Here is a 20,331-nt window from a genome sequence, read left to right as displayed (position 1 = left end):
CTATCAATCCATGAGGAGACACATATATGCAGCGACAGGATACCCACAGTAAACTTATCGGCTATCTGCTGTGGATTTTCGGCTTTCTAGGTGCGCACCGTTTCTATTACGGCAAGCCGGTGACCGGGACCATTTGGTTCTTCACCTTCGGCCTGCTGTTTATCGGCTGGATCATCGACTTGTTTCTGATCCCGGCGATGGATCGCGAAGCTGATTTGCGTTTTACCGCAGGTGATACCGATTACAACGTGGCCTGGATTCTGCTGACCTTCCTCGGCATTTTTGGGGTGCACCGCATGTATCAGGGCAAGTGGATCACCGGGATCATCTACTTGTGCACCGGTGGCCTGTTCCTGATCGGCGTGTTGTATGACTTCTGGACGTTGAACTCCCAGGTGTCGATCAAGAACGCTGAGCGCTCGTAGGGGGCGGTTTCGTAGGGTGGGTTAGCCGCGCTGATTATGGCCTAGCGGGCAACGCGATTTGCGCGAGCGGCGTAACCCACCACGCGCCATCCGATCCACCGCAACGGTGGGTTACGCGGCGCGCCAATACCGCTTCGTCTGCATAGGTCGGTGCTCAGCGCCGCTAACCCACTCTACACAAGCAGAAGCCCGAGAATGGCGGGCTTCTTCGTTACGTGTGTGGCTCAGGCCTTATAGCTGATATGCCCATCCACCAAGGTGTAGCGCACGGCACCCGGCAGGCAGTGGCCGATAAACGGGCAGTTGGCGCCTTTCGAATACCAGCTTTCACCCGCCAGAGTCGAAGCCTGTGGGTCAAACAGCAGCAGGTCGGCGGGTGCGCCTACGCTTAGCTTGCCAGCGGGCAAGCGTAGCGCTTGCGCTGGGCCGCTGCTCAGGCGGGCGAGCAGGGTGGGCAGGTCGAGCAGGCCGTCCTGCACCAGGCTCATGGCCAGTGGCAGCAGCAACTGCACGCTGCTGATGCCCGGCTCGGTGGCGCCGAACGGTGCCAGTTTGGCGTCGCGCTCATGGGGCTGATGGTGGCTGGAAATGGCCGAGATCACCCCGCTTTTCACGGCCTCGCGCAGGCCGTCCCGGTCGGTCGCGGTGCGTAGCGGTGGTTGTACGTGATAGAGGCTGGAGAAGTCGATCAGCGCCTCGTCGGTGAGAATCAGCTGGTACAGCGCCACATCGGCGGTTACCGGCAGGCCGCGGGCCTGGGCGGCGGCGATCAGCTCGGCGCCGCGGGCGCTGGTCAGTTGGCTGAAGTGCGCGCGCACACCGGTCTGCTCGACCAGTAGCAGGTCACGGGCCAGGGCCACAGTTTCCGCGCTTTCCGGAATACCCGGCAGGCCGAGGAAGCTGGCGGTGGCGCCTTCGTGGGCCAGGCCTCCTTCGGCCAGATCAAAGTCCTGAGAGTGGAAAATCACCGTCAGATCGAAGGTCGCTGCATATTCCAGCGCGCGGCGCAGGGTGCGGTTATTGCGAAAGCTGTCCAGGCCGTTGCCGAAGGCCACGCAGCCGGCGTCACGCAGCGCAACGAGTTCTGCCAGCTGCTCGCCTTCCAGGCCCTTGCTCAGCGCACCGATGGGGAACACCTTGGTGTGCCCGGCCTCGCGGGCGCGGTCTAGGATCAGCTCGGCCACGGCCGAGGTGTCCAGCACCGGTTTGGTAAACGGCGGGCAGCACAGGCTGGTGACGCCGCCGGCGGCTGCGGCCAGGGTTTCCGTGGCGATGCTGCCTTTGCGGCTATAACCCGGCTCGCGCAGGGCGACGTTAAGGTCGACCAGGCCAGGAGTGACGATCAGGCCTTGAGCGTCGATGCTCTGCTCGGCGACGAAACCGCTCGGCGCCTGGCCAATGGCGCTGATCTTGCCGCTTTCTATATAGATATCAGCAAGCTGGTCGAAGCCGCTGCTGGGGTCGATAACACGGGCACCGAGGATACGGATGCGCATCAGTTTTGCTCCTCGGCATCTAGGTTAAGTTGGCGTTGTGCAGTTTGCCCGCTCATGGCCATGGACAGTACGGCCATGCGCACGGCGATACCGTAGGTAACCTGGTTGAGAATCACTGACTGCGGGCCGTCGGCCACCGCCGACTCGATCTCCACGCCACGGTTGATTGGCCCTGGGTGCATCACCAGGGCATCCGGCTTGGCCAGTTTGAGGCGTTCTTCGGTGAGGCCGAATAGGCGGTAAAACTCGCCCTCGCTGGGCAGCAGGCCGCCGGTCATGCGCTCGCGCTGCAGGCGCAGCATGATCACCACGTCGACGTCCTTGAGGCCTGCGGCCATGTCGCTGTAAACCGTCACGCCGTATTGCTCGATGCCCACCGGCAGTAGGGTTTTCGGTGCGATTACGCGAATATCCGGGCAGCCGAGGGTTTTCAGTGCGAGCATATTCGAGCGCGCCACCCGCGAATGCAGGATGTCGCCGACGATGGCCACCGAGAGGTTTTCGAAGCTGCCTTTATGCCGGCGAATCGTCAGCATATCGAGCATGCCCTGGGTCGGGTGGGCGTGCCGGCCATCGCCGCCGTTGATGATCGCCAGGTTCGGGCACACGTGCTCGGCAATAAAATGCGCGGCGCCGGAGTCGCCGTGGCGGACGACGAAGATGTCGGCGGCCATGGCTTCCAGGTTGCGCAGGGTGTCGAACAGGGTTTCGCCCTTGCTGGTGGAGCTGGTCGACACGTTGAGGGTGATCACGTCGGCGGACAGGCGCTGGGCCGCCAGCTCGAAGGTGGTGCGGGTGCGCGTGGAATTCTCGAAGAACACGTTGCACACGGTCTTGCCGCGCAGCAGCGGAACTTTCTTCACCGCCCGCGCGCCGACTTCGAGAAAGGAATCGGCGGTGTCGAGGATTTCCGTCAGCAGCTCGCGGGGCAGGCCGTCGAGGGAGAGGAAGTGGCGCAGTTGGCCTTGGTCATTGAGCTGCAGCGGGCGCTTGGCATCCATGGGAGTCATCGCGATCATTCTCAGTTGGCCAGCGTCTGGAGTTCGAGGGTCAGTGGCGTGGGGCCGGACAATTTTACCCGCTGGTCGCCGTCCAGCGACAGGGTTGCACCGACCACGTCCGGGCGGATCGGCAGCTCGCGGGCGTTGAGGTCGAGCAGGCTGACCAGGGTCACGCTGGCTGGGCGGCCGTAGTCGAACAGCTCGTTGAGTGCGGCGCGGATGGTGCGGCCGCTCATCAACACGTCGTCGATCAGCACCAGGTGTTGGCCCTCGACCTCAAACGGTAGTTCGGAAGGCTGTACCTGCGGGTGCAGGCCATTCTGGGTGAAGTCGTCACGGTAGAAGGACACATCGAGAATGCCCAGCGCGTCGTCGCGGTCAAGGGCTTCGAGCAGCGCCTGGGCAACCCAGACGCCGCCAGTGCGAATGCCGATAAAGCGCGGCTCGCTGATCTGCCGTTGGTTCAGGTGGCGGGTCAAGGCGACGGCCATTTGCGGTAGTAGTTCGGCCGGGTTGGGTAAGCTCATGGCAACACTCCAGGTGCAATCTTAGTGGGGGTTAGCCCAGGCAATTTTCTTCTAACCAGCCCTGCAGTAAGAGAGCTGCGGCCAGGGCGTCAACCGGGCGCTCGCGGTAGCCGCTGTTCTGCCCTTGCTGCAGGCGCTGGCCCTTGGCTTCGTAGGTGGTCAGGCGTTCGTCGTGGGTGTGCACGGGCAGGTTAAAGCGGCCGTTAAGGCGGCGGGCGAATTTCTCGGCGCGCTCGCTCATCTCGCTTTTCGTGCCGTCCATATTCAGCGGCAGGCCGACGACGATGGCATCCGGCTGCCACTCCTTGATCAGCGCTTCGACTTTCTGCCAGTCCGGCACACCGTTTTGCGCCTTGAGGATGCACAGCTCGCGGGCTTGACCAGTGATCACCTGACCGACCGCGACGCCGATCTGCTTGGTGCCGTAATCGAAGCCCAGTAACAGGCGCAGTTCGGCCATCAGGCGTGCCCGGCTTGTGAGGTGAGCAGGCTGAGGTTGACGCCCAAGCGCGCAGCGGCGGCGTTCAGGCGTTGGTCAAAGGGCAGTTCGAAGAGAATGCTGTTATCGGCCGGGCAAGTCAGCCAGGCGTTATCGGCCAGCTCGGTCTCCAGTTGCCCGGCTTCCCAGCCGGCGTAACCGAGGGTAATCAGGTATTTGTCCGGTCCGGCGCCATCGGCAATGGCGAACAGCACGTCCTGCGAGGTCGACAGGCCTAGCTCGCCCAGTTCCAGGGTGGCCTGAAACTGCGGGCCGCTGGGGTGCAGGACAAAGCCACGGTCGGTCTGCACCGGGCCGCCGGTAAAGATTGGCAGGCTCTGGCAGAGCACGGGCGGTTCGTCGTCTGGGCGCAGTTGTTCGAGTACGTCAGCCAGGTTGAGACCGTTGGGCTTGTTGATCACCAGGCCCATGGCGCCGAACTCGTTGTGGTCGATGATGTAGGTAACGGTCTGCGCAAAATGCGGATCGGCCATGTGCGGCATGGCGATCAGGAAATGGTGCTTGAGGTAGCTGGGGCTGGCGTCTTTCATGGGCGTTAGTTTCAGGCTTCAGGCCATTGGCTTCAAGCGCGACGCAGCATCGCTGGGTAAAAGACTGTCTAATCAGTTGCTCGACAGGCGGTCGCCACGCTCGAAGCGCCAGGTGCGGATGATTTCCAGGCGGTCGACATCGGCCAGGTCGCCAGTGAATGGGGCGAATGGCGCGGCCAGGCGCACGATGCGCAGGGCGGCTTGGTCGAGCGTGCGTTGGCCGGAGGATTCCAGCACCTGCACTTCGTACAGGGTGCCGTCGCGGTTGATCGACACCAGCAGGCGCAAGCTGCCGTAGATGCCCTGACGACGCGCTTCATCCGGATAGTTGAGGTTGCCGACCCGCTCAACCTTCTTGCGCCACTCATCCTTATACCAGGCGCCTTTGTCGCGCATGGTGGAGGCGGCGTTGAGGCGGTGGATCTTCGGCCGTTTAGCGTACTGCTGAACTTCCTGGGCCAGCTCGGCCTCCAGGCTGGCGATTTCTGAAGACAGTTGCGCGCTGTCGAACACCGGCGCTGGTCGGGCTTGCGGCGTGGGCTTGGCTTCTTCGCGTTTGACTGGGGTTTTCTGCTGTTGCGGGGCGCGAGTGGCGACGGCGGCCTTGGGTGCTTGCTGGCGCACTGCGGGCTGCTGCGGCGCTGCGGGCGGGGTGACGCGCTTGACCTCGGTATCCTGAAACAACGCCTGCTCGGTGGTTTTCGGCGCAGCCTTGTGTTCCAGGGTGCCGCTGCCTTGCTGGTTATCCTGGGCGAGAAAGTCGGCTTCTTTGGGCTTTTCTTCGCTTTTGAACGTAGAGAGGGTGATTTCCAGGGTTTTGCTGATCTGGCTCGGCTCGGCCAGGCTAAAGCCTAAGCCGAGGATCAGTGCGGCATGCAGCACGGCAGCGAGGAACAGGGTAAAGCCCAGGCGGTCCGCCGGCTGTACGCCGGCGCTGGAAAGTTCAGAGAGTTGGGCTGCTGCGTTCATCGCGTGTCGGGTCTGCTCAGGTTGCCGCGCAGTCTGCCGAGGGCGCATGGAAAAGTCTATGAAGCACTGCGCGCATTGAGCTTCTCGGCAATCTTGTCCATCAGCTGTTCACCGATGCGCGTATCGAAGGCGGCGTCGATCTCGCGAATGCAGGTCGGGCTGGTGACGTTGATCTCGGTCAGGTGCTCGCCGATCACGTCCAGGCCGACGAACAGCAGGCCTTTCTCGCGCAGGGTCGGGCCGACTGCAGCGGCGATTTCACGGTCACGCTCGCTCAGTGGTCGGGCTTCGCCGCGTCCGCCGGCGGCGAGGTTGCCGCGTGTTTCGCCGGCCGCCGGAATGCGTGCCAGGCAGTAAGGCACCGGCTCGCCGTCTATCATCAGAATGCGCTTGTCGCCATCCTTGATCGCCGGCAGGTAGCCCTGGGCCATAATCTGCTGCTGGCCGTGGTTGGTCAGCACCTCGAGAATCACCGAAAGGTTGGGATCGCCCTCGCGATGACGAAATATCATCGATCCGCCCATTCCATCGAGGGGTTTGAGAATGATGTCACGCTGCTCTTTGGCAAACTCGCGCAGAATGTCGGCCCTACGGCTGACCACGGTCGGCGGTGTGTATTGGCTGAACTGGGTGGCAAAGTACTTTTCATTACAGTCGCGCAGACTTTGCGGGCGGTTGACCACCAGAACGCCTGCCTGCTCGGCTTGTTCCAGCAGATAGGTGGAGTAGACAAACTCGTTATCGAAGGGCGGATCCTTACGCATCAGGATCACGTCCAGCTCGCTTAGCGCGATATCCTGCTCATTACCCAGTTCGAACCAGCGCTGTGGGTCGTTGTATACGCTAAGCTCTGAAAGTCGAGCGCGTGCTTGGCCCTTGGCTTGATAAAGATCTTTCTGCTCCATATAGAAGAGGGTCCAGCCGCGCGTTTGGGCGGCCAGTAACATGGCCAGCGAGCTGTCCTTCTTGAAGGCGATCTGGGCGATGGGGTCCATGACAATGCCGAGGCGGACGCTCATGACGGTGTTCTCCGTAAATTGGCGGCGATCAAAGTGTGTGAAGACGTGATGTGGCGCCAGGGTGGCGCTGACAAGTCGGGTGGTCAAGGAAAAACCTTGGCCCCACTCGGCTTATAGATTGCATCTGGAGAGTGTGCTAAAAAGGCCCGACGATTGGGTTGTAGCCCATCGGTGACAGGGCCTCAGGCGCATTGATATAACGCAAAAATAACGACTCACCGAGGCGATGGTAGGGCAAAAATGGAACAGCATTCCAAGGGTTTGAGGGTGATGGTGATCGACGATTCGAAAACGATTCGTCGTACCGCGGAAACCCTGCTGAAAAAGGTGGGCTGCGAGGTGATTACCGCAGTTGACGGCTTCGATGCTCTGGCAAAGATCGCCGATACCCATCCGAACATCATCTTTGTCGACATTATGATGCCGCGGCTCGATGGCTATCAGACCTGCGCCTTGATCAAGAACAACAGTGCTTTCAAATCCACTCCGGTGATCATGCTGTCTTCCAAAGACGGTTTGTTCGATAAAGCCAAGGGGCGCATAGTTGGCTCCGATCAGTACCTGACTAAGCCCTTCAGTAAAGAAGAGCTGCTCGGTGCGATCAAAGCGCATGTGCCTGACTTTGTACCGGTGGAGCAAGCATCCTGACGCCTGGCTGAACAGCTGAGCGCCTTTTTAAAGTATTGGGAAACACCATGGCTCGAATTCTGATTGTTGATGACTCGCCGACTGAAATGTACAAGCTGACCGCCATGCTGGAAAAGCACGGCCATCAGGTACTCAAGGCGGAAAATGGTGCCGACGGCGTTGCCCTGGCACGCCAGGAAAAACCGGACGCTGTGTTGATGGATATCGTCATGCCAGGCCTCAATGGCTTTCAGGCGACTCGTCAGCTGACCAAGGATGCGGACACTAGTCACATCCCAGTGATCATCGTCACCACCAAAGATCAGGAGACCGACAAGGTCTGGGGCAAACGCCAGGGCGCGAAGGATTACCTGACCAAGCCAATTGATGAAGAAACCCTGGTTAAAACCTTGAATGCGGTATTGGCCGGCTAAAGCCGGGTCAGTCCGCAATTTAAAAAGAATAAGGCCGCAGCTGGCATGTCGGACGCGCAAACACCTTTTCAAACCCTTCAGGATATCGACAGGCTCTGTCGTTCGCTCGCTGCCGGCTTGCCTTCGCAGCAAGCGGTCGTGCAGACCTGGAGCGGTATCGGCTTTCGCATGGGCGAACGCTTTTTCGTCGCGCCCATGGGCGAGGTTGGCGAGGTGTTGCATGAGCCACGCCATACCTTGTTACCTGGCGTGAAAAACTGGGTCAAGGGCGTGGCCAACGTACGTGGTCGCTTGCTGCCGGTGATGGATCTGTGCGGTTTCTTCGGCAGTGAGTTGTCGCCACTGCGCAAAAAACGTCGAGTGCTGGTGGTTGATCATCAGGAAGTCTTTGCCGGCCTCACGGTCGATGAAGTGTTCGGCATGCAGCATTTTCCTGTGGATACCTTCTCCGAGCAGCTGCCGCCGCTCGAGGCGTCCATAGCACCTTTTATCCACGGAGTATTTCAACGTGAACAGCCCTGGTTGGTGTTCAGCCCACACGCGCTGGCCCAGAACTCGGGTTTTCTCGACGTGGCGTATTAACAGTTTATCGGTGGGGTCGGCATTGCCGGCCTTTTGGCGTTACATGGGAACCGTAGTGCGGTCGGTCCAGGCGGGGGCCAGTAAATGAAAAAACTAAATGCAGGTAATTTGTTAGCAGGTGCGCGTAGTAGCACATTGATCGCAGGGCTGTTTATTGTCCTGATCGTTTCGATCGTGCTGTTGTTCGCCAACTTCGCCTACATCAACACCCAATCCAACTACGACACGGAGTACATCGGCCACGCCGGTGAGCTGCGCGTACTGTCCCAGCGTATCGCGAAAAACTCCACGGAAGCGGCGGCTGGTACAGCCGAGGCCTTCGCCTTGCTGCGCGATGCGCGTAACGACTTCCAGACTCGCTGGGGTTATTTGACCGACGGTAACGAGGAAACTGGGCTGCCTGCAGCGCCGGAATCCCTGCAGCCACAGATCGCTGTGGTGCAGCAAGACTGGGATACGCTGCGGCAAAACACCGACGCCATCCTTGCCAACGAGCAGACCGTACTGTCGCTGCATCAGGTAGCGGCCACCCTGGCGGAAACCATTCCGCAGCTGCAGGTCGAGTACGAAGAAGTGGTCGACATCTTGCTGGAAAGTGGTGCGCCGGCAGCTCAGGTCTCGGTAGCTCAGCGTCAATCCTTGCTGGCAGAACGTATCCTGGGCTCGGTAAACAAAGTGCTCGCCGGCGACCAGGACTCGGTGCAGGCTGCTGACATGTTCGGCCGTGATGCCAGCCTGTTCGGTCGCGTATTGAGCGCGATGCTCGAAGGCAACGCTGCCATGGAAATCTCCCAGGTAAGCGATGCAGAAGCCCTTGAGCGGCTGGCGGAAATTTCCGAGCTGTTCGAGTTCGTATCCGGTTCGGTGGACGAGATTCTCGAAACCTCGCCTGAACTGTTCCAGGTGCGTGAATCTGCCAACGTGATCTTTACCGTTTCGCAGACGTTGTTGGACAAGGCTTCCGAGCTGGCAGTCGGTTTTGATGATCTGGCCACCGGTCGTGCCATCAACACCCTGATCGGTTATGTGCTCGGTGCTCTGGCGCTCGGTTCGATCATCCTCATCGGTCTGGTGATGGTGCGCGAAACCAACAGTCGTCTGGCGTCTACCGCCGAGAAGAACGAGCGTAACCAAACGGCGATTCTGCGACTGCTCGACGAAATCGCCGACCTCGCAGACGGTGACCTGACTGTAGCCGCGACGGTAACCGAGGATTTCACCGGTGCCATCGCTGACTCCATCAACTACTCCATCGACCAACTGCGTGATCTGGTAGCCACGATCAACCTGACCGCCGTTCAGGTAGCCGGTGCAGCTCAGGAAACCCAGGCCACGGCGATGCACCTGGCCGAGGCTTCCGAGCACCAGGCCCAGGAAATTGCCGGTGCTTCTGCGGCGATCAACGAAATGGCCGTGTCGATTGACCAGGTATCGGCGAACGCCTCGGAGTCCTCCGCGGTAGCGGAACGTTCCGTAGCCATCGCCAACAAAGGCAACGAGGTGGTGCATAACACCATCACTGGCATGGATAACATCCGTGAGCAGATCCAGGACACTTCGAAGCGGATCAAACGCCTTGGTGAGTCGTCCCAGGAGATCGGTGACATCGTTAGCCTGATTAACGACATTGCGGACCAGACCAACATCCTCGCACTGAACGCCGCGATCCAGGCCTCCATGGCCGGTGATGCAGGCCGAGGCTTCGCCGTGGTAGCGGACGAAGTACAACGCCTTGCGGAACGTTCTTCTGCTGCAACCAAGCAGATCGAAGCGCTGGTTAAGACGATTCAGACCGACACCAACGAAGCCGTTATCTCGATGGAGCAAACGACTTCCGAAGTGGTGCGCGGTGCTCGTCTGGCGCAGGACGCCGGGGTGGCACTGGAAGAGATCGAGAAGGTATCGAAAACCCTCGCGGCCCTGATTCAGAACATCTCCAACGCTGCTCGCCAGCAGGCATCTTCGGCGGGCCACATTTCCAACACCATGAACGTGATTCAGGAAATCACCTCGCAAACCTCCTCTGGTACCACCGCAACCGCCAAGAGCATTGGTAACTTGGCCAAAATGGCCAGTGAGATGCGTAAGTCGGTATCCGGCTTTACCTTGCCGGGTGGGGAGCAGGCTTAATCAGGTGCTGCGCGGTAGGCTGAAAGGCCTATCGCGCAAAGGATTATGGCCGTGAGTGAGGGGCACGACATGCAGTCAGGCGTCTGGGCCTTGCAGCCTCTTGCAGACATGACAGCCACGGAGTTCCGTGACTGGCAGACGTTGCTTGAGGAGCGTACCGGGGTCGTTCTCAATGAACGGCGGCGCGCGTTTCTGCAAACCAATCTGAGTGCGCGGATGCGCGAGCTGGGCGTAATGGATTACGCCACGTATTACCGGCAGGTAACCGATGGTCCCCGCGGTGCGGTGGAGTGGTCGACCCTGCTGGATCGGCTGACTGTGCAGGAAACCCGTTTCTTTCGTCATCGCCCTTCCTTTGACGTGCTTGAAAGCTATTTGCGCGAGCGTTTGCAGCAGGGCATGACGCAGCCATGGGAGCTGTGGAGCGTGGGCTGTGCCAGTGGCGAAGAGCCGTATTCGCTGGCCATCAGTGCGGCCGAGGTGCTGCGCGAAAGTGAACATCCGGATCATTTTGGGGTAACAGGCACCGATATCAGCCTGAATGCCCTGAGCAAGGCGCGCGATGGCCAATATGGCGCGCGTCGCCTGGAACAGTTGGATGCCGACCTGTGCCAACGTTACTTCCTGGCCCAGGATGATGGCCGTTTCAAAGTGGTGCCGAATCTGGCCGCGCGCGTGTGTTGCGCCCGGCTCAATGTGCTGGAGCTGGCCAAGGCACCGATGTCCGGTATGGACGTTATTTTTTGTCAGAACTTGTTGATCTATTTTCGTCGCTGGCGTCGCCGCGAGATCCTCAACCGCTTGGCCGAGCGCCTGGTGCCTGGGGGACTGTTGGTGGTGGGAGTGGGCGAAGTAGCAGGTTGGCAGCATCCGGAGTTGATCCCGGTGGCCGACGAGCGAGTGCTGGCGTTTACCCGCAAGGGATAAGGCAGAGCCAAGTTTATGAGTGGAGTGGCTATGGGTGATCGGCACGATTATGTCGCCCTGGAATGGGTTAAGGGCGAGATCGCGGAAACCCTGAAGCAGGCGCGTCAGGCGCTGGAGGCGTTCGTCGAGAACCCCCAGGACGCTACGCGTATGCGTTTCTGCCAGACCTATGTGCATCAGGTGCTCGGCACCTTGCAGATGGTCGAGTTTTTCGGCGCGGCGCTGCTGGCTGAGGAAATGGAACAGCTGGCCGGCGCCTTGATCGACGGCCGGGTGGCCAATCAGGGCGAAGCCCTGGAAGTGCTGATGCAGTCGATTCTGCAGCTGCCGGTGTACCTTGACCGTATCCAGACTGCTCGTCGCGACTTGCCGATGGTCGTGTTGCCCCTGCTCAACGACCTGCGCGCTGCGCGTGGGGAAAAGCTGCTCTCGGAAACCAGCCTGTTTGCTCCGGATATGTCCGGCCGCACGCCAGCGCTGCCCCATGAAACCATTGATCAGCTGCGTACCGCCGAACTGCCGGCGTTGCTGCGCAAGCTGCGGCAAATGCTGCAAATGGCCCTGGTCGGGGTGATCCGCAACCAGGACCTGCCGACCAATCTGGGTTATATGGCGCGGGTTTTCGCGCGCCTGGAAAACCTCTGCAAGGACTCACCGCTCGGCCCGCTGTGGCAGATCGCCTCGGGCGTGGTCGAAGGTCTGGCCAACGGCAGCGTGGCTAATGGCACCTCGATTCGCACCTTGTTGCGTCAGGTGGATAAAGAACTCAAACGCCTGCTCGAACAGGGCGCCGATGGGCTTAACCAGGCCGCTCCTGACGAGCTGAGCAAGAACCTGCTGTTCTATGTGGCCAAGTCGTCGGCGCAGTCGCCACGTGTGCGCAACCTCAAAGAGCAATACCGCCTCGACGATGCACTGCCGGACAACGATGTAGTCGACGAAGAACGTGCCCGCCTGGCTGGTCCGGACCGCGACGCCATGCGTTCTGTGGTCGCCGCACTCTGTGAAGAATTGGTGCGAGTCAAGGACAGCCTCGATCTGTTCGTGCGCAGCGACCGCACTCAAGTCGCCGATCTGGATGCGCTCGCCGCACCGCTCAAGCAGATTGCCGACACCCTCGCGGTGCTGGGTTTCGCTCAGCCGCGCAAAGTGATTGTTGACCAGCTCGATGTGGTCAACGGTCTGGCCAAGGGGCAAGGCGAGCCGAACGATGCGGTACTGATGGATGTTGCCGGTGCTTTGCTGTACGTCGAAGCCACCCTGGCCGGTATGGCCGGCCCCGCGCAGGATGGTGGCCGTGAAGAGAGCCATCTGCCGACCACCGATGTGGCGCAGATTCATCAGCTTGTCATTAAAGAGGCGCGCAACGGCCTGGAGCAGGCCAAAGACGCGATCATCGAATTTATCGCCTCGCAGTGGAACCACGAACACCTGGCCCGCGTGCCCGATTTGCTGACGCAGGTGCGTGGCGGCCTGGCGATGATCCCGCTGCAGCGTGCCGCCGATCTACTGAATGCCTGCAACCGCTATATCCAGGAACAACTGCTGGCGCGCAAGGCCGTGCCCAACTGGCAGAACCTTGACACCCTGGCGGACGCCATTACCAGCGTTGAGTACTACCTCGAACGCCTGGCTGAAGACCACGCGAGCCAGGGCGACTTGATTCTCGACGTGGCCGAGGAAAGCCTGGAAAGCCTGGGTTATCCGCTGAAAGAAAAACCATCGATTCTCGACCGCATAGAGCCGCCCCTAGAGTCACCTGTAGAGTCCTTCGCGCCACTGGCCGATCCGCTGGACGATATGGAAGTGCTCAGCGCCGAACCGGAGCAGCCAGCTGAGATTGAGCCGAGCCTGGATCTGGCGGACGACTTCAGTGCCGAGTTTGCCGATCTGGAAACGACGGCGATTGAAGCGCCATCCGGCGAGGCAGATTGGCTTACTGAAGCGCCGGCTGCCGACCTTGAGTTGGTTGATTTCAATATTGATTTGCCCGACGCCGAGCCCCTGCCGCTGGCTGACATTCAACAGGAACAGCCGTTTGCCGGCGAAGAGCTGCAGCTCGGCAGCTTTGAACTGGATGAAAGCGATAGCCCTGCCAACTGGAATGATGCCGAGCTGGCCGCCCTCGAGTTACCTGAGGTCGAGCTGCCCAGCGTCCCGCCGAGCGAAGAGCCTGCGCAACCTGCCGCAGAAAAAGCCCTATCGATGGCCGACGTGATGGCCGCTCCAGTGCAGGCCATCAACCCGCCGGCTCACGATGTGCCGCCAAGCTTGTTGCCGCCACCGGCTGATGAAGAGCCAATTGATGAAGAGCTGTTGGAAGTCTTTACCGAAGAAGTGGGTGAAGTACTGGAAACCATCGCCGAGTACTTCCCGCAGTGGTGCGCCGACACGGACAACAAGAACGCTCTGAGCGAAATCCGCAGGGCCTTCCACACCCTCAAGGGTAGCGGCCGCATGGTTCGCGCTCTGGTTATCGGCGAGCTGGGCTGGTCGATTGAGAACCTGCTCAACCGCGTGCTTGATCGCAGCATTCAGCCGGGTGCCGAAGTGCAGCAAGTGATCGCCGATGTGGTCGCGCTGATGCCGGCCCTGGTCGATGAGTTCGCCAATAAAGCGCAACGTCAGCGTGATGATGTTGACCATCTGGCCGCGACGGCGCATGCCTTGGCTAAAGGCCGAAGCCTCCCAAAACCCCAAGCCCCGGTTGAGCTGGTAGCGGAGCCCGAGGGCAGTCCAGTTGCTACCACCGAAGTTGTTGAGGATGACGACGGGTTAGATCCGCAGTTGCTGGAGATTTTCCGCAACGAAGCAGAGATGCATCTCGATACCCTGGTTGGTTTCCTGGCTGACTGTGCCCAGGAGCTGCCGCAGCCCGTCACTGACGACCTGCAGCGTGCCTTGCACACCCTCAAAGGCAGCGCCTCGATGGCCGGCATTCAGCCGGTGGCGGAAATCGCCTCACCGCTGGAAAAGCTGGTCAAAGAATTCAAAACCAACCTGATCCCGATGGATCTGGCTGAAGCGGAGCTGCTGAGCAGCGCCGAGAAACTCTTCCGCCTGGGCCTTGAACAGCTGGAAAGCCAGCCCCTGGCGGTTCTGCCGGGTGCTGCCGAGTTTCTTGAGCGCGTGCAAAAACTGCACAGCGACCGCCTCGAACACGCCGAAAACAGCCGGCAGAGCGATCAGGGAGAAAAACGCGATCCGCAGATGATCAGCATCTTCCTCGCCGAAGGCATGGATATCCTGCTGGACGCCGAAGACCTGCTGCGCAAATGGCGCGCGCACCCATCCGAGCGTCAGGAACTGAGTTCTTTGCTGGACGAGCTGACCACCCTCGGCCGTGGTGCCGAGATGGCCGAGCTGCCGCAGATCGATGAGCTCTGCGAAGCCTTGCTCGACCTCTATGGTGCGGTCGAAGAAGGTCGCCTTGCGGTTAGCGAACGCTTCTTCAGCGAAGCCGAGCAAGCCCACGAAGCCCTGATTGGTATGATGGATCAGGTTGCAGCCGGTCTGCAGGTTAGTGGTGCGCCAGAGCGAGTGATCGCGCTGCGCAATCTGCTGGACGAGGCGCTGGACCCTAACACCCTGGCCCTGCTGTCCAACAACGGTGATGCAGGTATCGAGATTGTCGAGCTGGCCGACGCCACGGCTGCACTGGAAGAACTCAGCCTGGCCGAGCCGGATGAGTCGATCGAGCCGCTGGAGCTGGATGCGCCGGATGTTGAAGAGCTGCCAGCGCCTATCGAGGCCGTCAGCGAACCACTGGCCGAACCGCCGGCTGCTTCGTTGTACGAATCGCTCGATGAAGAAATGGTGTCGATCTTCCTCGAAGAGGCGGTCGATATTCTGGAAAGCGCCGGTCAGGCGCTGGATCGCTGGTTGGCCGACCCGGACAACAAAGCCGCGCTGTCCTCGTTGCAACGTGACCTGCACACCCTCAAGGGTGGTGCACGCATGGCTGAGATTCGCCCGATTGGCGATCTCGCACACGAGCTCGAATCCTTGTATGAAGGCTTGGTTGATCGTCGCTACAGCTTCTCGCAACCACTGGCGAGCCTGCTGCAGCAAAGCCATGACAGCCTAGCGCAACTGCTGGAGCAGCTGCAGGCACGCGCCGCCATGCATTCGCCGCTGGAGCTGATCGATGCTATTCGCAGCTTCCGCCAGAGTGGCGGGCAAAGCTTGCCAGTGGCCCCAGTTGTCTCCGAGCCTATTGCCGAAGCCGAAGCCGAAGCCGAAGCCGAAGCCGAAGCCGAAGCCGAAGCCGAAGCCGAAGCCGAAGCCGAAGCCGAAGCCGTGCCGATAGTTGAGTCGTTCGATCTGGCAGAGCCTGAGGCTGCTGAGCTGCCGGAGATAGAAGAAGAGATCGATCTTGGCATGCTGGCCGATGCGCCGCAGGAGTCACTGGTCGAGCCTGCCGCTGAAAGCGAAATCGAATGTGCTGAAATCCCCGATGTTGAGCCCGAGCCCGAGCCCGAGCAGGCCGCTGTTGCTGCGCCTGCCGTATTAGATGACGAGCGCGATCAGGAACTGGTGGACATCTTCCTTGAGGAAGGTTTCGACATCATCGACAGTGCCGGTGCGGCATTGCAACGCTGGATGGGCGACGTCAATAACAGCCTGGAGCTGGAATCGCTACAGCGCGATCTGCACACCCTCAAGGGTGGTGCACGTATGGCCGAGATCCGTGAAATCGGTGACCTGGCCCACGAACTTGAATTCCTCTACGAAGGCCTTGGCCAAGGGCGTTTGCGCGCCAGCCAGGACCTGTTCACGCTGCTCCAGGGCTGTCACGACAGCCTGGCCGAAATGCTTGAAGCGGTACGCGACAAGCGCGAGGTGCCAAGCGGCGATGCGCTGATCGAAACCATCAAACGCTTTCGTGCTAACCCGGATGAGCAACTGAGCATGCCGTCTGCGGTGGCTCTAAAGGCTGCCGAAGCCCAGCAGGATGACGATGCCGAATCCGACATTCTCGACATCTTCCTTGAGGAAGGTGATGACCTGCTGGAAGCCATGGAAGTCTCGATCAACCGCTGGGAGGCTGACCGTGAGGACGGCGCTGCCATCGACGATATGCTGCGCGTTTTGCACACCCTCAAAGGTGGTGCGCGTTTGGCCGGGCAGAAGCGTCTGGGCGACCTGACCCACAGCCTCGAGCAGCACCTGACCGAAGCGCAAGCTCAGGGCGCGCCTTGGCCGCAGAGCCTGTTTGTCGATGTGCAGTCCGGCTTTGAAGGCTTGCAGCAAGAGCTCGACGCGCTGCGTCAGCGCCTGAATGACAGCCTAGTGAGCGATACGGCTAGCCAGCAAGCGCCTGTGGCAGTGGCCGAACCAACCGCGCGTTTGCCGGAACTGAGTACGCCGATTGTCGCGGCCAGTACCATGCCGGCTCAGGAGCTGGTGGCCAAGGTGCTGCCGTTCGTCCGTCGCGCTGAAGAAGCGGCGCAGGAAGCCGCCTCGCGTCGTGCGCCGCAGGAGCTGGTCAAGGTGCCAGCCGAATTGCTCGAAGGCCTGGTCAACCTGGCCGGTGAAACCTCGATTTTCCGGGGTCGAGTCGAGCAACAGGTGAGTGACTTCGGTTTCACCCTGAGTGAAATGGAAGCCACCATCGACCGCGTGCGCGACCAGTTGCGCCGCCTCGATACCGAGACCCAGGCGCAGATCCTCAGCCGTATTGAGGCTGAAGCCGAGCGGATGGGTTATGAAGATTTCGACCCGCTGGAAATGGACCGTCACTCACAGTTGCAGCAGCTTTCGCGCGCACTGTTTGAGTCCGCTTCCGACTTGCTCGACCTGAAAGAAACCCTGGCCGCGCGTAACCGCGATGCGGAAACCCTGTTGCTGCAACAGGCGCGGGTCAACTCTGAACTGCAGGAAGGCTTGATGCGCACGCGCATGGTGCCTTTCGACCGTCTGGTGCCGCGTCTGCGGCGTATCGTGCGGCAGATTTCCGGTGAGCTGGGCAAGCAGGTCGAGTTTGTTGTTGGCAACGCCGATGGCGAGATGGACCGTACCGTACTCGAACGTATCGTCGCGCCGCTGGAACACATGCTACGCAACGCCGTCGATCACGGCATCGAAGTTGCCGATGTGCGTCGCGCTGCCGGCAAGCCCGAACAGGGCACCATTCGCCTGGGGCTGGGTCGTGAGGGGGGCGATATCGTCCTGACGCTTTCCGACGACGGCGGCGGTATTCGCCTGGACGCGGTCAGACGCAAGGCCATCGAGCGCGGCTTGATGGATGCCGACTCCGACCTGACTGACCACGAAGTGCTGCAGTTTATTCTTGAGGCCGGTTTCTCCACTGCCGAGAAGGTCACGCAGATCTCCGGGCGTGGTGTGGGTATGGACGTAGTCCACTCCGAGGTCAAACAGCTCGGCGGCTCGATGAGCATCGAGTCGATTCCGGGCACCGGCACCACCTTCACCATTCGCCTGCCGTTTACCGTGTCGGTCAACCGCGCGCTGATGGTGCTGTCGGGTGAAGACCTCTACGCCATTCCGCTGAACACTATCGAAGGCATCGTGCGGGTTTCTCCGTACGAGCTGGAAGCCTATTACGCGCCGGATGCACCACGTTTCGAATACGCGGGGCAAAGCTATGAGCTGCGCTACCTGGGCGACCTGCTGAACAACGGGCAACAGCCCAAGTTGGTCGGCCAAAGCCTGCCGCTGCCGGTGATTCTGGTGCGCTCCAAGGAGCACGCCGTGGCGGTGCAGGTCGACTCCCTGGCCGGTTCGCGCGAGATCGTGGTGAAGAGCCTCGGCCCACAGTTCGCCGGTGTGCACGGGATTTCCGGTGCGACCATCCTCGGTGACGGTCGCGTTGTGGTCATTCTCGATCTGCTGGCGACCATTCGTGTTCTGCATGCGCATTTGCTTACTCAGCTGCAGCCGCGCCAGCTCAAGCAGTCGGCGACGGCGGCGGAGATTGAAGCAGACCGGCCGACCCTGGTTATGGTGGTCGACGACTCGGTCACCGTGCGCAAGGTCACCAGCCGTCTGCTCGAGCGTAACGGTATGAACGTGCTGACCGCCAAGGACGGTGTCGATGCCATCTCGCAGCTGCAGGAGCGCAAGCCCGACATCATGCTGCTGGACATCGAAATGCCACGCATGGACGGCTTCGAAGTGGCAACCCTGGTGCGCCACGATGAAGGCCTGAAAGACCTGCCGATCATCATGATCACCTCGCGTACCGGTGAAAAACACCGTGAGCGGGCCATGAGCATCGGCGTCAATGAGTACCTTGGTAAGCCTTACCAAGAATCCTTGTTGCTTGAAACCATTCAGCAACTGGTGGGCCGCCACCCGGTAAATCGCAATGACTGAGAAAACTGCAGCCCGTATTGCGGTGATTGCCGATACCTCGCTGCAGCGCCACGTGCTGCAGCAGGCGTTGACCGGTAGCGGCTATCAGGTGGTGATGAACAGCGACCCGGCGCGTCTTGATCAGGACACCCTGAACGCTTGCGAAACTGATCTGTGGCTGGTTGATCTGGCCCAGACGGATGACTTGCCGTTGGTCGACAGTTTGATGGAAAGCGCCTCGGCCCCAGTGCTGTTTGGTGAAGGCCACGCACCTGAGCGTCATTCGGAAAACTACCCACGCTGGGAGCGCCGCCTGTTCGGCAAATTGAAGAAGCTGGTTGGCGATCCGTCTCAGGCCGTTGGCCCGAGCCTGGAAGCCTTGCTGACTGAAGCGCAACGTCCGCCTCGTTTGGATCTGCCGGCCGCGCTGGCAGATACCCCGTTGGTGGCCGGTGAGACGGCGCGTCAGGTGTGGCTGCTGGCAGCCTCCCTGGGCGGTCCTGCAGCAGTAAAAGCCTTTCTCGATGCCTTGCCGGGCGGTCTGCCGGTGGGCTTTGTGTATGCCCAGCATATCGATGCGAGTTTCGAGAGCGCACTGCCACAAGCGGTGGGGCGTCACAGCCAATGGCATGTGAATCCGGCGCGGCATGGCGACGCGGTGCGTTGCGGTGAAGTGGTGGTGGTGCCCATCAGCTATGAGCTGGGTTTCAGTGATGACGGCCAGATGCAGATTTGCGAACGCGGCTGGCCAGAACCCTACAGCCCGTCGATTGACCAGATGATGCTCAACCTGGCTCAGCACTATGGCGCGCTGAGCGGTGTAATCGTCTTTAGTGGCATGGGCAGCGACGGCAGCGCCGCAGCCGCCTATGTGCGTCGCCAGGGCAGCGTGATCTGGACTCAACGCGCCGACAGCTGCGCCAGCCCGAGCATGCCGGACAGCCTGCGCGAAGGCGGCTACAGCAGCTTTAGCGGCGACCCACGTGAGCTGGCCGAAGCCCTGGTCAATCACCTGGCCGAGCAGTGCCGATAATCCGGGGCGTTGCCCTGTACAGGAAATTTTCATGAGCCAAGCCGTCGCCACGCAGAACAGCGCCAACAGCCTTACAGGCCTGTTGATGCCGCTGACTGACCGTACTTTGCTGCTGCCCAACGTGGCGGTTGCCGAGCTGATTCCTTATCGCGCGCCGCAGGTCAGCGCGGGCATGCCTAGCTGGTTTCTCGGGCAAATTGCCTGGCGCGACCTGCGCCTGCCGCTGCTCTCGTTCGAGGCTGCATCGGATGGTCAGGTCAGCGTTAGCCCAGGCTCGCGCGTAGCAATAATCAACGCCCTCGGCGGTCGCCCGGCGGTGAAGTTTATTGCCGTGCTGGTACAGGGTATTCCACGCTCGATCAAGGTCGGCGCCGAACTGGTGCGCGCCGACGTTGCCCTGTCGCCGCTGGAGCTCGACGCGGTGCAGTTTGGTGACGCGGTGCTGAAAATCCCGGACCTGGTCGGTCTGGAGCAGAAGCTGGCAGACGCCGGCTTGATCTGACCGATAACAAACAAAAAAGCCCGCGTTTGCGGGCTTTTTTATGGTGCGCCAGGCATGGCGCGTAGCGCCGTGACTGGCGCTGTTCGGGTCACTGTGGTGGTGAGTCGGACGACTTGGAGGTGAAAGTCCTCTACACACCCGGCAAGGGGAAGTGTTAGCCAGAGGCAAGGGTGTCGCGGGTGACTGCGAATCTGAAGGAAGCCCGAGGCAAAATGCTGGCCTGACGTACAGGAAGCGGATAGAGGCGGCGTAGCGGGGTAAGACGGCCATAATCGTCAAAGCCCAATACTTGCACGGAACGCTGCGACGTATA

16 protein-coding genes are annotated in these 20,331 nt (G+C 60.7%); 9 read left to right on the top strand and 7 right to left on the bottom strand.

The genetic code is table 11. The annotated features are described in order from the left end of the window. Positions 1–26: 26 nt before the first annotated feature. The gene (locus AC0T4W_RS19100) at positions 27–425 is read left to right on the top strand and encodes an NINE protein (protein ID WP_476321681.1); all 399 of its coding nucleotides are present in this window, start codon (positions 27–29) and stop codon (positions 423–425) included. Positions 426–649: 224 nt separating this feature from the next. On the opposite strand, the gene AC0T4W_RS19095 is transcribed toward AC0T4W_RS19100, so the two are convergent. The 7 genes from AC0T4W_RS19095 to gshB form a co-directional block, all read right to left on the bottom strand. Continuing rightward, on the bottom strand, positions 650–1,921 hold the full coding sequence (locus tag AC0T4W_RS19095) for a dihydroorotase (protein ID WP_476321679.1): 1,272 nt from the start codon (positions 1,919–1,921) through the stop codon (positions 650–652). Continuing rightward, on the bottom strand, positions 1,921–2,931 hold the full coding sequence (locus tag AC0T4W_RS19090) for an aspartate carbamoyltransferase catalytic subunit (RefSeq protein WP_476321677.1): 1,011 nt from the start codon (positions 2,929–2,931) through the stop codon (positions 1,921–1,923). The genes AC0T4W_RS19095 and AC0T4W_RS19090 overlap by 1 nt, the downstream gene beginning before the upstream one ends. A gap of 11 nt (positions 2,932–2,942) precedes the next feature. Then, entirely contained in the window at positions 2,943–3,449 is a 507-nt protein-coding gene (pyrR, locus tag AC0T4W_RS19085; protein ID WP_476321675.1) for a bifunctional pyr operon transcriptional regulator/uracil phosphoribosyltransferase PyrR, read from the bottom strand. Between the two features lie 31 nt (positions 3,450–3,480). Next, a complete protein-coding gene (gene ruvX, locus AC0T4W_RS19080) occupies positions 3,481–3,909 on the bottom strand; it encodes a Holliday junction resolvase RuvX (protein WP_476321673.1) in 429 nt (142 codons plus the stop codon). Continuing rightward, positions 3,909–4,478 carry a YqgE/AlgH family protein gene (locus AC0T4W_RS19075; RefSeq protein WP_476321671.1) on the bottom strand — a complete coding sequence of 190 codons (570 nt, stop codon included), beginning with the start codon at positions 4,476–4,478 and terminating at the stop codon, positions 3,909–3,911. The genes ruvX and AC0T4W_RS19075 overlap by 1 nt, the downstream gene beginning before the upstream one ends. Before the next feature lie 72 nt (positions 4,479–4,550). Continuing rightward, positions 4,551–5,447, bottom strand: a complete 897-nt coding sequence (locus tag AC0T4W_RS19070; protein ID WP_476321670.1) for a TonB family protein — start codon at positions 5,445–5,447, stop codon at positions 4,551–4,553. A gap of 56 nt (positions 5,448–5,503) precedes the next feature. Further along, positions 5,504–6,466: a glutathione synthase gene (gene gshB / locus AC0T4W_RS19065; protein WP_476321668.1), complete on the bottom strand. Its 963-nt coding sequence runs from the start codon at positions 6,464–6,466 to the stop codon at positions 5,504–5,506. Positions 6,467–6,706: 240 nt separating this feature from the next. Between gshB and pilG the strand changes: the two genes are divergently transcribed. The 8 genes from pilG (at position 6,707) to AC0T4W_RS19025 (ending at position 20,018) form a co-directional block, all read left to right on the top strand. Then, on the top strand, positions 6,707–7,114 hold the full coding sequence (gene pilG / locus AC0T4W_RS19060; protein ID WP_476321666.1) for a twitching motility response regulator PilG: 408 nt from the start codon (positions 6,707–6,709) through the stop codon (positions 7,112–7,114). Between the two features lie 47 nt (positions 7,115–7,161). Continuing rightward, the gene (gene pilH / locus AC0T4W_RS19055) at positions 7,162–7,527 is read left to right on the top strand and encodes a twitching motility response regulator PilH (protein WP_476321664.1); all 366 of its coding nucleotides are present in this window, start codon (positions 7,162–7,164) and stop codon (positions 7,525–7,527) included. A 45-nt stretch (positions 7,528–7,572) separates the two neighbouring features. Further along, a complete protein-coding gene (locus tag AC0T4W_RS19050; RefSeq protein WP_476321662.1) occupies positions 7,573–8,109 on the top strand; it encodes a chemotaxis protein CheW in 537 nt (178 codons plus the stop codon). A gap of 84 nt (positions 8,110–8,193) precedes the next feature. Further along, complete coding sequence (locus AC0T4W_RS19045; RefSeq protein WP_476321660.1) at positions 8,194–10,239, top strand: methyl-accepting chemotaxis protein; 2,046 nt, start codon at positions 8,194–8,196, stop codon at positions 10,237–10,239. Positions 10,240–10,308: 69 nt separating this feature from the next. Next, complete coding sequence (locus tag AC0T4W_RS19040) at positions 10,309–11,166, top strand: protein-glutamate O-methyltransferase (RefSeq protein WP_476323801.1); 858 nt, start codon at positions 10,309–10,311, stop codon at positions 11,164–11,166. Between the two features lie 30 nt (positions 11,167–11,196). Next, positions 11,197–18,504: an Hpt domain-containing protein gene (locus AC0T4W_RS19035; protein WP_476321658.1), complete on the top strand. Its 7,308-nt coding sequence runs from the start codon at positions 11,197–11,199 to the stop codon at positions 18,502–18,504. After that, complete coding sequence (locus AC0T4W_RS19030; protein WP_476321656.1) at positions 18,497–19,516, top strand: chemotaxis protein CheB; 1,020 nt, start codon at positions 18,497–18,499, stop codon at positions 19,514–19,516. Before AC0T4W_RS19035 ends, AC0T4W_RS19030 begins: the two co-directional genes overlap by 8 nt. A 31-nt stretch (positions 19,517–19,547) precedes the next feature. Next, the gene (locus tag AC0T4W_RS19025; RefSeq protein WP_476321654.1) at positions 19,548–20,018 is read left to right on the top strand and encodes a chemotaxis protein CheW; all 471 of its coding nucleotides are present in this window, start codon (positions 19,548–19,550) and stop codon (positions 20,016–20,018) included. The last annotated feature ends 313 nt before the right edge of the window (positions 20,019–20,331 follow it).

The sequence above is a fragment of the Pseudomonas sp. C7.1 genome (assembly GCF_056312395.1).
Note: the sequence above shows the minus strand (reverse complement) of the source record. Positions and strands in the feature narration are given on the sequence as shown.

Bases quoted from the DNA above. Each gene is read 5' to 3' on its own strand.
- pyrR (WP_476321675.1), bottom strand. From the start codon at position 3,449: ATGAGCTTACCCAACCCGGCCGAACTACTACCGCAAATGGCCGTCGCC.
- AC0T4W_RS19090 (WP_476321677.1), bottom strand. From the start codon at position 2,931: ATGACTCCCATGGATGCCAAGCGCCCGCTGCAGCTCAATGACCAAGGC.
- AC0T4W_RS19040 (WP_476323801.1), top strand. From the start codon at position 10,309: ATGCAGTCAGGCGTCTGGGCCTTGCAGCCTCTTGCAGACATGACAGCC.
- pilH (WP_476321664.1), top strand. From the start codon at position 7,162: ATGGCTCGAATTCTGATTGTTGATGACTCGCCGACTGAAATGTACAAG.
- AC0T4W_RS19025 (WP_476321654.1), top strand. From the start codon at position 19,548: ATGAGCCAAGCCGTCGCCACGCAGAACAGCGCCAACAGCCTTACAGGC.
- AC0T4W_RS19030 (WP_476321656.1), top strand. From the start codon at position 18,497: ATGACTGAGAAAACTGCAGCCCGTATTGCGGTGATTGCCGATACCTCG.
- AC0T4W_RS19050 (WP_476321662.1), top strand. From the start codon at position 7,573: ATGTCGGACGCGCAAACACCTTTTCAAACCCTTCAGGATATCGACAGG.
- AC0T4W_RS19075 (WP_476321671.1), bottom strand. From the start codon at position 4,478: ATGAAAGACGCCAGCCCCAGCTACCTCAAGCACCATTTCCTGATCGCC.
- AC0T4W_RS19045 (WP_476321660.1), top strand. From the start codon at position 8,194: ATGAAAAAACTAAATGCAGGTAATTTGTTAGCAGGTGCGCGTAGTAGC.
- gshB (WP_476321668.1), bottom strand. From the start codon at position 6,466: ATGAGCGTCCGCCTCGGCATTGTCATGGACCCCATCGCCCAGATCGCC.
- AC0T4W_RS19070 (WP_476321670.1), bottom strand. From the start codon at position 5,447: ATGAACGCAGCAGCCCAACTCTCTGAACTTTCCAGCGCCGGCGTACAG.
- ruvX (WP_476321673.1), bottom strand. From the start codon at position 3,909: ATGGCCGAACTGCGCCTGTTACTGGGCTTCGATTACGGCACCAAGCAG.
- AC0T4W_RS19035 (WP_476321658.1), top strand. From the start codon at position 11,197: ATGGGTGATCGGCACGATTATGTCGCCCTGGAATGGGTTAAGGGCGAG.
- AC0T4W_RS19095 (WP_476321679.1), bottom strand. From the start codon at position 1,921: ATGCGCATCCGTATCCTCGGTGCCCGTGTTATCGACCCCAGCAGCGGC.
- pilG (WP_476321666.1), top strand. From the start codon at position 6,707: ATGGAACAGCATTCCAAGGGTTTGAGGGTGATGGTGATCGACGATTCG.
- AC0T4W_RS19100 (WP_476321681.1), top strand. From the start codon at position 27: ATGCAGCGACAGGATACCCACAGTAAACTTATCGGCTATCTGCTGTGG.